Below are 12,219 nucleotides of genomic sequence, written 5' to 3' on the forward strand. Positions count from 1 at the left end.
CTAGGGTTTTTCCCGGTCCGCCTTCGCGTCCTCCTCGATGACGAGGTCGCGCACGGCATCGTCGAGCTCGGCGCGGGCGATGGCCGCGTCGTCGCTGCGCTGGGTGATCTTCACGGCGAGCTCGTCGCCGGTCTTCGTCACGCTTTCGAGCCGCTCGAGCAGCATCTTGCGGAGCTTTTCGGCCTGGGGCGTCTTCTCGATGGCCTTCACGTTTTCCCTGAGCTCCACGGCGCGCTCCACGGCCTCCTGCCGTTTTTCGCGCAATCGATTGAGCTCGTCGTTCGCGGCGCCGAGCGTGCGGCGGAGCTCGACGATGCGAGCCATTCGTTTTTGCGTGTCCTCGGGCAGCGCCGAGCCCTTCAGGTACAGCGCGAGCCGTTCGCCGTCGGCCGTGAGCACGAACCATTGCCGCTCGACGGGGCGCGCCTCCTCGATGACGATCTTCAGGGGCTTCTGGGGTGTGAGCGCGACGCGGATGAAATAGGCATCGGGGTTCTTTTCGGTGCCCTCGGGTAACGCGAGCGGCTCGTAGCCGGGCGTTCGCGGATGCCGCAGGACGAGCGTATTCGGCACGTTGTGGCCGGGCTCGACCTCGTACGTGGTGACGAGCCGCTGCCGGTCCGTGACGCGCAGGACCCCGCGCGCGAGGGCCACGATGCGCAGGGGTTCGTCGAGGGACATCCGGCCCTGCGAAACGCGGGTCGAATTGTCGACGGCGTACGGAATGGTCGATCGTTCGCCCGGAAGGAGGCGCATGATCACGCCCTCGCCGACGAACGTGCCGCCCGAGAAGATCGAGACCGAGCCGGGTTGCAGGCCGATGTCGCTCTTGTTCTCGATCTCGGCCGCGCGGAACGGGTGCGTCGCGCTTTGCGGCGCCGCGGGGTCGGGACGATAAAGAAGAACGTCGTCGCCGTTCATCGGGCGATTGATGAGCGTGATCAGCGCCGACGATTTTTTCGCGAGCGTGACGGGGTTCGCGATCTGGTACCGATAACTGCCGCTCGAAGCGTCGATGCGGCCTGCACCCTCGGGCATCCGCGCGAGCGCCTCCGTCGTGATCGGCGAGGTCGTCCCCGTCGTGGTGTTCGTGGCCTCCCGCTTCACCTGATCGGCGACGTTGAATGCGACGCGCCGGTTTTTCGCGCGCCCCTGCTCCGTCGCATTGCTGTCCAAGGGCCGATCCGTGCCATACGAGCGAATCGAGAGCCGCATGCCTGGGACACCCCGCTTGACCAGCGCGGCTCGCACGGCCGAGGCGCGGCGCGTCGCGAGATCGGGCGGGCTCGTCTCGTCGGTCGAGGTGTGTCCCTCGATTTCGACGAGCGTGATCCACGGGTTCTCCAGGAGCACCTTCGCGACCTCGTCGAGGAGCGGATGACTCACGGGCTTCACGATATCGGAGCCCTTGTCGAAGAGGACCTGCGGGAGGATTTTGAGCTCGCTCGAGACCAGGCGCACGTGCGAGGGGCAGCCGGCGAGCTTGGGATCGGTATGCACGGTGCCGCGGTCGTTGGGACAAGCGTCCTCGCGATCGGGGACGCCGTCCGCGTCCGTGTCGCGGCCCGCGACGTTCTCGGCGAGGACGGGGCCGACGGCGCCGCCCTGCGGGCCGTAAATGCCCTTGAGCTCGGGCCTTTCGATCATCGTGGGCGAGCGAAGATCGGAGCTGTACGAAAGCGGCGCGCCCGTGGCGAGCGTGACGCGCACGTCGTTCCAGTCCTCGTCGCCGATGTTGTCGATGAGCGCCCACGCTTGCAGGAGCGCACGGCGCTCCTTTTGCTCCTTCGTCGGGAGGATGATGCGATACGTGGCTTTCCAGGCGGCGGTGGGGACGGCATACGCAATGGAGACGGGGCGCGACGGGCGCGGGGAGAAGACGAGCTCGAGCTCGGTCGGCTCCTCGGGCGAGTCGCCGCGGCCCGAGCGCGGCAAACGGGCGCTGACGGTCGAGGGCGTCTCGTTCGGGCCGAGCCCCTCCTCGACGACGACGACGCTCTTCAAAACATCGTCGACCTCCCGCTCGCGGAACCGGAGCGCGAGTTTGTCCGAGGACATCTCGCCGGTGCGCTCGAAGTAGCCGAGGCCATTCTGGTAGAGGACGACGTGTCGTAGGCGCAGGCCCTTCGAGGGGCCGTGGGCGAGCGGAGCGGCGCAGGCCGTGAGGAAGATCGGGGCGAGGAGGAGCGCCCGGAGCGAGAGCGAGAGAGCGCGCATGTGCGAAGCCTACTACGGTTTTACAGTCTTTCGTGGTCAAAATGCCGTTTTCAAACGCCGCGGCGCGTCCTATATCGGCCGCTCATGTCGTCCTCGCACGCTGCCGCCCTTGGATCGCTGCTCCCCCGGCGTGAAGCCATCCTGGAAGAGGCCCGCCGGGACCTCGACGATCGCGCCTCGCGCGGAGGGACGAATGCGCCCGCCGCGATCGTCGACCCGCTCGTGGACGGGTTTTTTCGCGCGGCCGACGCCGGGGATGCGGAGGCCGCGGCGGCGACATTGAGCGAAATGCTGGAAACGACGGGGATTCCGCTCGATGGTGAGATCCTCGCGCTCGAAGTCGTGCGTCGCGCCCTCGTTCGTCACGTGCTCGCGTCGGGCGAGCCGGAGGTCGGCGGCGCGGCGGCGTCCTTCGTGGAGGACGTGGTGGAGCGCGTCTCGACGTCGCTCGCGAGGCAATCCGTGGCGGCCCTCGGGAAGACGCGCCACGCGCTCGAACACCATGATTGGATGTTCCAGAACCTGCCGACGATCATGCATTCGATCGACGCACAAGGGCGGATCAGCGCGGTGAACGATCGCTGGATCGAGACCCTGGGATACACGCGGGACGAGGCGCTCGGGCGGCGCTCGACGGAGTTCTTGACGCCGGAATCGGCTCGGTATGCGCGCGAGATCGTCCTGCCCGCGTTTTTCAAGACAGGCCGATGCGACAACGTGCTCTATCAGTTCGTCCGCAAGGACGGCTCGCTCCTCGATGTCATGCTCTCGGCGATCGCCGACCGGGACGAGGCAGGCAATGTGATCCGGTCGCAAGCGGTGCTGACGGACGTGACCGAGCAGCTCGCGGCGGAGCGGGCAGCGCAGGCGGCGGCCGCGCAGGAGGAGACGATTCGCGCGCAAAGGGACATGCTCCGGGCGATTTCCACGCCGCTCGTGCCGCTCGGCGACGGCGTTCTTTTGATGCCGCTCGTGGGGACGATGGATTCCGCGCGGGCCGAACAAATGATGGCGGCGCTGCTCGACGGCGTGGTGACGCACGCAGCCGAGGTCGCTATTCTCGACGTGACCGGCGTGCCGTCGGTGGACGCCTCCGTGGCGGAGGCGCTCGTGCGCGCGACGAAAGCGGTGGGGCTGCTCGGCGCGCGCGTCGTGCTCACGGGCCTCGGGCCGTCCGCGGCCCACACGCTGGTGGAGCTCGACATGGAGCTCGGCGGCATGACGACGAAAGCGACGTTGCGGGATGGACTCGCCGCGGCGCGGAAGCGCGCGCGGCATTGAGAGGATGCGTCAGCTCTTCGGCGGCGTCATCTTCGCCGGGTCGACCGGGACGTCGCGCTTCTGCTTGCCGAATCGAATGACGCTCTGGTCGCCGCCCTGCTCCTCGATCGTGACCTCGCTGATCGTCCAGAGCTCCTGGCCGAGGCGCATTTCGAGGCGCTTGACGTGTTTTTTCACGTCCTCGGCCCGGGGAAGGGCGCGGAGCGTGATGCCGTCTTTCTTGCTGGGAATGCTGATGTCGTAGCGGGCGCGGAGTTTTTCGAGGTCGCCGCCCATCAGAATCATGAGATCCCCGAGCACCGCGCCGAACCGGCCCGCCGCGGCCTTGCCGACGCTCGCCGCGCCACGCGGGGTCGCAAAGGAAAAACCCTCGGGGCCGACCCAGTACGTGACCGCGTCCGGGGGCAAGAGCTCCCAGCGCAATCGATCGGGGCGCACCAGGGTCATCTCGCCGGCGCTCTTCACGGCCGTCGCGAGCAGGCCAATCGTGCGCTCCTGCTCGAACGGACCGACGAGCGTCTTGAGATCCGCGCGCGCCTTCGTGATCCGGACGAGGACCTCGGAGACCTCGTCGGCATGGGCCTCGCCGCAAAACGTCGCGGGGACGAGGAGCGCGCCCGAGGCGGCGAGGGCATTTCGAATGAAATCACGTCGATCCATCACAGCTCTCCATGATGCGGCTTGCCCGCCTTTTCCCACGCCTCGTAGGCCGGAGACCGATAGAGCGGATCCTCGGGGGTGGTGACGAGCGGCTCGTCGTCCTTCGGTTCGTAGCCCGATTCGAGGAGCCGGGCGATGTCGAACCGCACGAAACGTCCGAGCAGGTGCGGGCCTTCGCTGACCCAGAGGACACGCGCCGTCGTGTCCATGACGACGGCGTGCGTGGCGATGAGGGCGTCGAGCGCGCGGCGATGGCCGATCGGGAGGTCCGCCCCGCCGAGGCCCTTTTTGTCGCGCAGAACGCCCATCACGCGTTCGACGGACGCGGCCGGCGGGAGATTCGAGAGGAGCTCGTCGAGGCGCTCGCGGCGCGGGTGCGTGGAGGTCGTGCTCTCGACGCGCTTGTTCGCAGGATCGCCGGCGAGCGGGCCTTCGAGGTGGTTCGTGAGCGGGACTTTTCCGCGTCCACGACGGACGTGGATCGGCTCGCCCGGGGCGCGTTCGACGATCGCGACGTCGCCTTTCGCGTCGGTGAGCATGATCATGTGCGAGACCATGGGCGACCGGTCGCGGAGGAGGTCGATGGCCTCGGCGGTGGTGCGGGCGCGGCCGAGGAGGTCGCGGGTCGTGTGGACGACGGGCTCGCCGACGTTGCGAGGCTCGCTGGCGCGGGCGCCGTGGACGACGAGCGCGAGGCCCTCGGCGTTCATGCCGCTGACGGCGCCGACGAGGCCGGGCCAGGCGACGGAAGCATATGGAATGCGGCCTTCTTCGCGGACGAGGAAGACGGCCTTGCCCGTGTCGAAGATGCTGCCGGCCTCGAAATCGAAATTGCGGGCGAGGACGGTGTGGCCGTCCTCGAAGGCGCCGTCGCCGAGGGCGAAGCTCGTGCAGCCGATGAGCGGGGAATGCTCGAAGGAGAGGGCGATGTCGTAGAGGGAATGCAGAAAAACGAAGCGATGGTAGGTCGAGAGGAAGCCGTCGTAAGGGTCGGGCGAGAAGCCGCGGGCCTGGGCGGCGATTTCGCGGCGGCGTTCGTCCTGCATGCCCTGGTCGACGTGGCGGAATTCGAGGCGGCTAAGGTCGACGAGGAGCCAGCGGAGGGGCGGGACGGGGACGTAATGGCTGAACTGGTCGTACAGCGTGCCCTCGTTTTCGACCATTTCGCGATAGAGGAGGCGCGCGTGCTGGTGGCCGATCTCCTCGGGGGTGCCGGCGAGGCGGACTTCGAGGATCGCGCCGCGCTTTCGGGCATACGCAGGGCCGAGGACACGCAGGCCGGGGCGCGTTTCGACGGCGTCGCCAGTCGTGGCGGCAATGGTCGGGGGCTCGATGCGCGTGCCGGCGAGGATTCCGACGTGGGCGAGAGACGGGACGACGACGAGGAGGACAAACGCCACGAGAAGGCGCCGTTTCCAGCGTGCGCGGGGCCTCTGGGCGGGCTTCTTCGGGTCTTCTTCGGTCACGGCGCCTCGGGTCAGAGCTCCTGGGCGCTTTCGAGGGGCGTTTCCCGCGGGGGTCGCGAGGGTTTGGCCGAGGGGGCGGGCGGGGGCGCCGGGGGAATCGTGACGGGGGCGAGCCTCGATTCAGCGATAGTGGTGACGACGCGGAAGACGATACGCGCCGGGTCGCGCACGCTGTGGAAATGGGTGATGCGCTCGTGCTCCGGCGGATACACGACGTCCATCGGGACCTCGACGACGCGGACGCCGGCCGCAATGGCGCGGAGGATGATCTCGGCCTCGAAGGCATAGCCGTCGTCGCGGGCCCCGAGCGAGAGCGTGGTCTGGATCGGATAACGGCGCAGGCCGCATTGCGTGTCGGCGAGGGGGCGACCGCTGAAGAGCGAGAGGAAAAAGTTCGAGATGCGGTTCGACATCTGGTTCGCGCGCGGCGCGCCGGCCTTGACGAGGTCACGCACGCCGAGGACGAGGGCGCGCGGGTCGGGGTCGACGAAGGCGATGCGGTGCGCCTCGGCGGGCGGATGCTGAGCGTCGGCATCGAGGGTGACGGCGACATCGAAGCCGCGCCGCAAGGCGTGCATCATGCCGGTGCGGAGGGCCGCGCCCTTGCCGCGATTGTTAGGGTGCGACAAAACGGTGACGCCGGCCGCGCGGGCGAGGTCGGCCGTGCCGTCGGTGGAGCCGTCGTCGATGACGAAGACCGCGGACGGGTCGGGCCAGAGGGCGCGCGTGGCGCGGACGACCTCGGCGATGGTGCGGGCGGCCTGATAAGCGGGGATGATCGCGCAAGGACGCATCGGTTCGAGAACCGTTACCACGGCAAGGGCGCGTGGGGGAGCGCCGCGCAGGACACCGGCGTGCGCAGGGGGGGCGTTCGGGGTAGGGTGGCCGCGATGGAAGACTTCGATCCCGAGGCGATGCGGGTGCTGCGTTACCGCGCGAAGGGGGTGCTGCGGCAGCGGATGCGGGCGCTCCGGAACTCGATCCCGCGTGAGTCCTTGGCCGAGCGGTCGGCGAAGATCCGCGCCGGGCTGCTCGCGCGGTCGGAGATGGCCGGCGCCCGGACGGTCGCGCTTTTCTGGCCGATTTTGAAACGCGGTGAGGTGGACCTCAGGCCGCTCGTCTCTGAGCTCCGGGCGCGGGGCGTCGTCGTGGCATTTCCTTCGATCCACCCGGAGACGCGGGTGATGACGTTCCGGATCCCCGCCGATCCCGAGGCGATGGAGGAGCAGGGGCTCGGCTTTCAGGAGCCGCGGCTCACGGAGCCGGAGGCGGCGGAGGTCGACGTGGTGGTGGTGCCGGCGCTCGGCGTGGACGGGGAGGGGAACCGGATCGGGTATGGCGCGGGGTATTACGATCGAACGATCCCGCGATTCTGTCCGCCAGGGGTGGCGATTGGCGTGGCGTACGATTTTCAGGTGTTATCGGAGGTGCCGGTGACGGAGGGCGACGTGCCGCTGCCGATTGTCGTGACGGACGAACGCGTCATCGAGATTTGAGCCGCGGACGTCTCCGGCGGAAGGGGGGCGCTCGCCAGGATTTTGTGTGAATCCCGCGAGTCGGGTGGTCACGCGCGCTCCGTGGTGTAAACCTAGCGCGTTTTGATTTCCGGGAATCACACGCGGAGCGCCCGCGCGTGATGCGGGGGGAAACACATGCGCACCATTTGTTCCGTGCTGTGCCGCGGGCTCATCCCGCTTTTGTGGCTCGTCGCCGGTTGCGGGGCCGACGGGTCCGAGCGCACTGGAGTCGCGGTCCATGCGCTGGAATGGAACCAGGGCGACAAGGTCATGGCGCCCGAGGGGACGAACGAAGCAGAGTTTGGCGTATCGGTCGCGATCGATGGAGATACCGCGATCGTCGGGGCGCCCTCCGACGATGGGATCGCGGAGCACGCCGGCGCGGCGCAGATCTTCGTGCGAAAAGACGGCGTCTGGGTCCCGGAGCAGAAGCTCGTCGCGTCCGATGCAGAGGCGACGGATGCATTCGGTTATTCCGTGGCGATCTCGGGCGATATCGCGATCGTCGGCGCGCCGAACGGTGACGACCAGGCCGAAAACGCGGGCGCGGCGTACGTCTTCGTGCGCGAGGGCGGGGCCTGGAAGGAGCAGCAGAAGCTCGTCTCGCCGAACCCGGAGATGATTGGCTCGTTCGGCACGTCGGTGGCGATCGTGGGTACGATCGCGCTCGTCGGAGCGAGCCGCGAGGACGGGGTCGGATTCGATTCCGGCGCGGCGTACATCTTCGTGCGGGACGCGTCCGGGGATATGTGGGGCCTGCAAAAGACGCTTTTGCCGGCGGACGGGACGCCGAGCCATTTCGGCGCGTCGGTCGCGCTTTCGGCGAACGCTGCGGTGGTCGGGGCGCCGCGGGACAACGCCGGGATGCCGGTCCCGGTCGGTGCGGCCTACGTCTTCGACCGGGCCGAGGGCGCCTGGCCGCTCGAACAGATTCTCGCGGCGGACGACGCGGGCGAGCAAGACTATTTCGGAATTTCCGTGGCGATCTCGGGAGACACGACGCTCGTGGGCGCGGCGGGGGACGACGACGTCGCCGAGGACGGCGGCGCGGCGTATGTGTTTTCGCGGGTGGACAAGCTCTGGAGCGCGCCGCAGAAGCTCGTCCCCTCCGCGGTGGAGAAATTCGGCAGGTTCGGAATGGCGACGTCGATCTCGGGAGACGTGGCGCTCGTGGGGACCTATCTCGCCGGGCCGAATGTAACGGGCGCAGGGTCGGCCTACGTATTCGTGCGCGAGGACGGCGTTTTTGCCCATGATCATCGGCTTCTCGCGTCGGACGGGGTCGACGGCGATTTCTTCGGCATCGCGGTCGCGGTCTCCGTGGACACCGTGCTCATCGGCGCCCCGGGCGATGATAACGACAAGGGCGAGAATGCCGGTTCGGTGTACACGTTCGGGGCGCTGGTCGCCTCGGGGACGAGCGGCGCCGGCGGAATGGGCGGCGCGGGCGTCGGCGGATTCGATGGCGTCGGCGGCGCGGGCGGCACGGGCGCGGGCCCGAATCAGGGGACCATCGGCGATGACGGAATGGTGATGACGGGCGGCTGCGCCTGCACCGCCGCGGGCGGGAGCGAGGAAAAAGACGGCGTGATGGCGGCGATGATGGCGCTCGGAATGGCGCTCGTCGTCGGGCGGCGGCGCTCGGGCTTCAATGCAAGGGATCGCCGAGGATCTTTTTCCGATCGAGCTGCTCGGCGAGGGTGAGCCGGTCGGCGTCGTTCATCGAGACGAAACGAATCGCCTGCAGCCGGTCCTTCGACCAGATCGGACGGCCGCGCAGGCGAATCGGTCGGCCCGCGCCGACGTCGAGCTCGAACGCGGTGGTCATGCTGAGCTCCCGATCGACGAGCCCACGTGGCCTTTCGAAGACGAGCCCGCTCACCGAGAGGTCGACGGCGCGGCACGCGTGGCGATGCCCATCCACGATGGCAACCAGGGGATAGTCGCACTGTGCGCGAGGGCCGATCCGTCGTTCCATGAAAGTGTGTCCGTCTGCCCGATACGAGAAGCAGATCGGGAGGGCCAACTTTTTGCCATCGCCCGACCCGAGGAGCTCTTTGGGCTAGGATCGCGCCGAGGAGGATCCGGAATGCCCACGTGCCGCGAGTGCGACAACGAGGTCGACGAGCTGAAGACGGTCAAGGTCGGGACCAAGAAGAAGAAGATGTGCGAGGACTGCGCCGACCGCGTCGCCCAGGAAGGCGCGATCGCCGAGGAGAGCGAGGCCGTCGTGCAAGGAATGATGGGCTTCAAGGGGCGGCGGTAGGCACGCGTCCCCTCATCGCATGATCTGATCGATCTCGTTCGAGGTCACGTCCGCGAGGCCCTTCGCGAGCTTCTTCGGGTCGAGCTCGACCGCGATCGCGACGGCGTCGGGCGCATGCGTGGGCAGCGGCGCCGTCACGGGCACGTCGAGGCCGAGCAGATGGCCAAACGAGCCCTCGGCGAGGTCTCTCCAAGACGCGGCAAGCTCCTCGGACGCCGCTTCGCCGGTGCGGGAGAAGTCGCCGGCGACGGCGATGGAGAGCAAGATGCCCTCACGTGCGCTCGGCCTCGCGGCGGCGCCGATGGCGGTGGCAGCCGCGAGCAGGCCCCGGGCGCCCCGCGCGAGCTCGCCCTCGAACGGGCCGAGCGCAAACGCGCGGGCCGGCGCAGGGCCGAGGCGCTCGGCGAGCGCGCGCAGCGATGGATCGGAGAAGGCGCGGGCCGCGCGCGAGAGGGCGCCGCGGGCGAAGAGGCTGGCGATGCGGCAGGGGCCGCGCTGGATCGAGCCCGCTTGCTGGAAGCAGACGACGTCGGGGCCGATCGCGGCGAAGGCGTGCGTCGCGCGGCCGATCTTGCCGGAGACACGGACGAGGTCGTGGCGGTCCGCGGCGCGCGTGGCCTCGGTGCTGAGGCGGTCGCGGAAGGCGCGCTCGACGGCGCGCGCGTCGCCCGTGTGGCGGAGGAGCTCGACGGTCGCGTCGCCTTCGTTCGTCGCGTAGGACGCGACGACGGCCTCGGGCGTCCTTCGCAGATCGACGGCGGTGCCGCTCGCGAAGCGGTCGAAGCGCGCCTCGGAGATGACGGTGCCGACGAAGGGGACGAGCCACGGGATCGAGGTGATCTCGCGGGGGTTCACGAGCACGAGCCAGCGCAGGCCCGCGAGCGGCAAGAGGCTGTCGAGCGAGGGCACGGCGAGTGGCGGCTCGGGCGTTTCGGCGGTCTTCGTGACGGTCGTGGGCGACGCGCCGCAGCCTGTGAGGGCGGAGGCGAGCGTGGCGAGCGTGGCGGCGAAGAAGGCGCGCCGCCCCGGAACCGTTACGTCAGCCGACGACGAGGTGCGCGAACTTTCGGTTCTTTGATCCGACGCGGACAAGATACCTCCGGCCCCGCTCGAGCTTCTGTTGCTCGTCGCGCACGACCTCGCCGTCGAGGTGGACGGCGCCGCTCTTCACGAGCCGGAGCCCCTCGTTCGTCGACTTCACGAGGCCCGCGAGTGACAAGGCTTTGGCGATCCAGAGCGACTCGGCCTCGGTGACCACGTTGATCTCCTCGATGTCGTCGGGCACGCCGCCGGCTGCCACGCTGCGGCGCCGTTCGAGCGCGGCGTCGGCGGCCTCCGCGTCGTGGAAGCGCGTGACGATCTCCTTCGCGAACGCTTCCTTCACCTGGACGATGTTCGCGTGGCCGCGATCCACGGTCTCGCGCAGCTCGGCGATCTCCTGGTTCGACCTCGACGAGAGCAGCTCCATGTATCGCCAGATCACCTGATCGTCGACGAGCATGAGCTTCTGCAGCATCTCGAAGGCCGGCTCGGTGATGCCGACGTAGTTGTTCGCGCTCTTCGACATCTTCAGGCCGACGACCTTGCCGCTCTCGACGCGCGCGTTCGTGCCTTCGAGGATCGGCGTGGTCATGACGATCTGCGCGCGCTTGCCGTAGCGCGGCATGAGATCGCGGCCGACGAGCAGGTTGAAGAGCTGATCGGTGCCGCCGAGCTCGACGTCGTTCTCCAGCACGACCGAGTCGTAGGCCTGGAGCAGCGGGTAGAGGAACTCGTGGATGTGGATCGGCACATTGCCGTGGAAGCGCTTCGAAAAATCGTCGCGCTCGAGCATGCGCGCGACGGTGTATTTCGCGCCGAGCTCGATGATCTCCGTTGGCGAGAGCTTGCCGAGCCACTCGGAGTTGTAGCGGACCTCGGTCCGCTTCTTGTCGAGGATCTTGAAGGCCTGCTGCTGGTAGGTCTCGGCGGCGGCGCGGACTTCTTCGCGCGTCAGGCGCGGGCGGGACTCGCTCTTGCCCGTTGGATCACCAACCATCGCGGTGAAGTCGCCGACGAGGAAGATGACCTGGTGCCCGAGCTCCTGGAACTGCCGCATCTTCTGCATGAGCACGGTGTGCCCGAGGTGCAGGTCTGGACGCGTGGGGTCGAAGCCGGCCTTGATGCGCAGCGGCCGGCCCTCCTTCAGGCGCTCTTCGAGTTCGGCGCGGACGTGGAAGTCCACGACGCCCCGGCACAACTCCTCCAGTTGACGCTCGGCGGAAAGCATGGGGGAGACTTTGCCGGACGGCGCGCCGCGCGCAAGCGTCACGCGGCCGGAGAAGCGCGCAGCGAGGCGCTTCGCCCGGCCGGGGCGATCATTCGTCGTCCTCGTCGTCCTCGTCGAGGTCGTCGTCGTCCTCGTCGTCCTTGCCGCCGGTGATGGCGAAGGCGCGGCTCTGGTTGACGAGCTCTTTCAGCTCCTTGCCGACCTTGAAGAACGGCAGGCGCTTGGCGGGTACGGGCACGGGCTGACCCGTGCGCGGGTTTCGGCCGCTGTACGGTTTGTACGGGCGGACCGTGAAGCTGCCAAAGCCGCGGATCTCGATTCCTTCACCACGCTGGAGCGCCTCGGTCATTGCGTCGAAGATGCAATTGACCACGAGCTCGGCGCGAGCCTTGGTGAGCTCGCCACGGCCCGCGATCGCGTCGATGAGCTCGCTCTTCGTCATAGGTACCCCTCGGCGGCCGTCACGCCGCCCCCCGTCCCTACGTCCCCCCGACCTGATGTGACGTCCGGACGGATACGACTTACGATTCCAGGAACTTAGAG

At 68.5% G+C, this 12,219-nt stretch carries 12 protein-coding genes; 4 read left to right on the forward strand and 8 right to left on the reverse strand.

What is annotated here, in order from left to right:
• On the reverse strand, positions 1-2,217 hold the full coding sequence (locus KEG57_RS06775) for an OmpA family protein (protein ID WP_272417214.1): 2,217 nt from the start codon (positions 2,215-2,217) through the stop codon (positions 1-3).
• A gap of 84 nt (positions 2,218-2,301) precedes the next feature.
• On the opposite strand from KEG57_RS06775, the gene KEG57_RS06780 reads away from it, so the two are divergent.
• Entirely contained in the window at positions 2,302-3,498 is a 1,197-nt protein-coding gene (locus tag KEG57_RS06780) for a PAS domain S-box protein (RefSeq protein ID WP_272417215.1), read from the forward strand.
• Between the two features lie 9 nt (positions 3,499-3,507).
• Here the strand turns inward: KEG57_RS06780 and KEG57_RS06785 are convergent, their stop codons facing one another.
• Genes KEG57_RS06785 through KEG57_RS06795 form a run of 3 tightly spaced genes read right to left on the reverse strand, consistent with a single transcriptional unit; the run spans position 3,508 to position 6,418 of the window.
• Positions 3,508-4,158 (reverse strand): LolA family protein, encoded by a 651-nt coding sequence (locus KEG57_RS06785; protein WP_272417216.1) that lies wholly within the window; start codon positions 4,156-4,158, stop codon positions 3,508-3,510.
• A complete protein-coding gene (locus KEG57_RS06790; RefSeq protein ID WP_272417217.1) occupies positions 4,158-5,624 on the reverse strand; it encodes a C45 family autoproteolytic acyltransferase/hydrolase in 1,467 nt (488 codons plus the stop codon). The genes KEG57_RS06785 and KEG57_RS06790 overlap by 1 nt, the downstream gene beginning before the upstream one ends.
• Positions 5,625-5,635: 11 nt before the next feature.
• Complete coding sequence (locus KEG57_RS06795; protein ID WP_272458290.1) at positions 5,636-6,418, reverse strand: glycosyltransferase family 2 protein; 783 nt, start codon at positions 6,416-6,418, stop codon at positions 5,636-5,638.
• A gap of 96 nt (positions 6,419-6,514) precedes the next feature.
• Here KEG57_RS06795 and KEG57_RS06800 point away from each other — a divergent pair, with 96 nt between their 5' ends.
• Both KEG57_RS06800 and KEG57_RS06805 read left to right on the forward strand, forming a co-directional pair.
• Positions 6,515-7,120 (forward strand): 5-formyltetrahydrofolate cyclo-ligase, encoded by a 606-nt coding sequence (locus KEG57_RS06800; protein WP_272417219.1) that lies wholly within the window; start codon positions 6,515-6,517, stop codon positions 7,118-7,120.
• Between the two features lie 156 nt (positions 7,121-7,276).
• Positions 7,277-8,845: an FG-GAP repeat protein gene (locus tag KEG57_RS06805; protein ID WP_272458291.1), complete on the forward strand. Its 1,569-nt coding sequence runs from the start codon at positions 7,277-7,279 to the stop codon at positions 8,843-8,845.
• On the opposite strand, the gene KEG57_RS06810 is transcribed toward KEG57_RS06805, so the two are convergent.
• Complete coding sequence (locus KEG57_RS06810; protein WP_272458292.1) at positions 8,790-9,119, reverse strand: PilZ domain-containing protein; 330 nt, start codon at positions 9,117-9,119, stop codon at positions 8,790-8,792. The two genes, KEG57_RS06805 and KEG57_RS06810, sit on opposite strands and share 56 nt — an antisense overlap.
• A gap of 111 nt (positions 9,120-9,230) precedes the next feature.
• On the opposite strand from KEG57_RS06810, the gene KEG57_RS06815 reads away from it, so the two are divergent.
• On the forward strand, positions 9,231-9,407 hold the full coding sequence (locus KEG57_RS06815; protein ID WP_272417222.1) for a hypothetical protein: 177 nt from the start codon (positions 9,231-9,233) through the stop codon (positions 9,405-9,407).
• A gap of 12 nt (positions 9,408-9,419) precedes the next feature.
• On the opposite strand, the gene KEG57_RS06820 is transcribed toward KEG57_RS06815, so the two are convergent.
• Genes KEG57_RS06820 through KEG57_RS06830 form a run of 3 tightly spaced genes read right to left on the reverse strand, consistent with a single transcriptional unit; the run spans position 9,420 to position 12,118 of the window.
• Complete coding sequence (locus tag KEG57_RS06820; protein WP_272458293.1) at positions 9,420-10,499, reverse strand: hypothetical protein; 1,080 nt, start codon at positions 10,497-10,499, stop codon at positions 9,420-9,422.
• Complete coding sequence (gene tyrS / locus KEG57_RS06825; RefSeq protein ID WP_308215613.1) at positions 10,447-11,718, reverse strand: tyrosine--tRNA ligase; 1,272 nt, start codon at positions 11,716-11,718, stop codon at positions 10,447-10,449. The genes KEG57_RS06820 and tyrS overlap by 53 nt, the downstream gene beginning before the upstream one ends.
• Before the next feature lie 46 nt (positions 11,719-11,764).
• Positions 11,765-12,118 carry an HU family DNA-binding protein gene (locus KEG57_RS06830; RefSeq protein ID WP_272417224.1) on the reverse strand — a complete coding sequence of 118 codons (354 nt, stop codon included), beginning with the start codon at positions 12,116-12,118 and terminating at the stop codon, positions 11,765-11,767.
• Positions 12,119-12,219: the final 101 nt, after the last annotated feature.

Source organism: Polyangium jinanense (assembly GCF_028435365.1).

Coding starts and splice junctions, on each gene's coding strand:
- KEG57_RS06785 (WP_272417216.1), bottom strand. CDS start 4,158: ATGGATCGACGTGATTTCATTCGAAATGCCCTCGCCGCCTCGGGCGCG.
- KEG57_RS06830 (WP_272417224.1), bottom strand. CDS start 12,118: ATGACGAAGAGCGAGCTCATCGACGCGATCGCGGGCCGTGGCGAGCTC.
- KEG57_RS06775 (WP_272417214.1), bottom strand. CDS start 2,217: ATGCGCGCTCTCTCGCTCTCGCTCCGGGCGCTCCTCCTCGCCCCGATC.
- KEG57_RS06815 (WP_272417222.1), top strand. CDS start 9,231: ATGCCCACGTGCCGCGAGTGCGACAACGAGGTCGACGAGCTGAAGACG.
- KEG57_RS06780 (WP_272417215.1), top strand. CDS start 2,302: ATGTCGTCCTCGCACGCTGCCGCCCTTGGATCGCTGCTCCCCCGGCGT.
- KEG57_RS06805 (WP_272458291.1), top strand. CDS start 7,277: ATGCGCACCATTTGTTCCGTGCTGTGCCGCGGGCTCATCCCGCTTTTG.
- KEG57_RS06800 (WP_272417219.1), top strand. CDS start 6,515: ATGGAAGACTTCGATCCCGAGGCGATGCGGGTGCTGCGTTACCGCGCG.
- KEG57_RS06810 (WP_272458292.1), bottom strand. CDS start 9,119: ATGGAACGACGGATCGGCCCTCGCGCACAGTGCGACTATCCCCTGGTT.
- KEG57_RS06795 (WP_272458290.1), bottom strand. CDS start 6,418: ATGCGTCCTTGCGCGATCATCCCCGCTTATCAGGCCGCCCGCACCATC.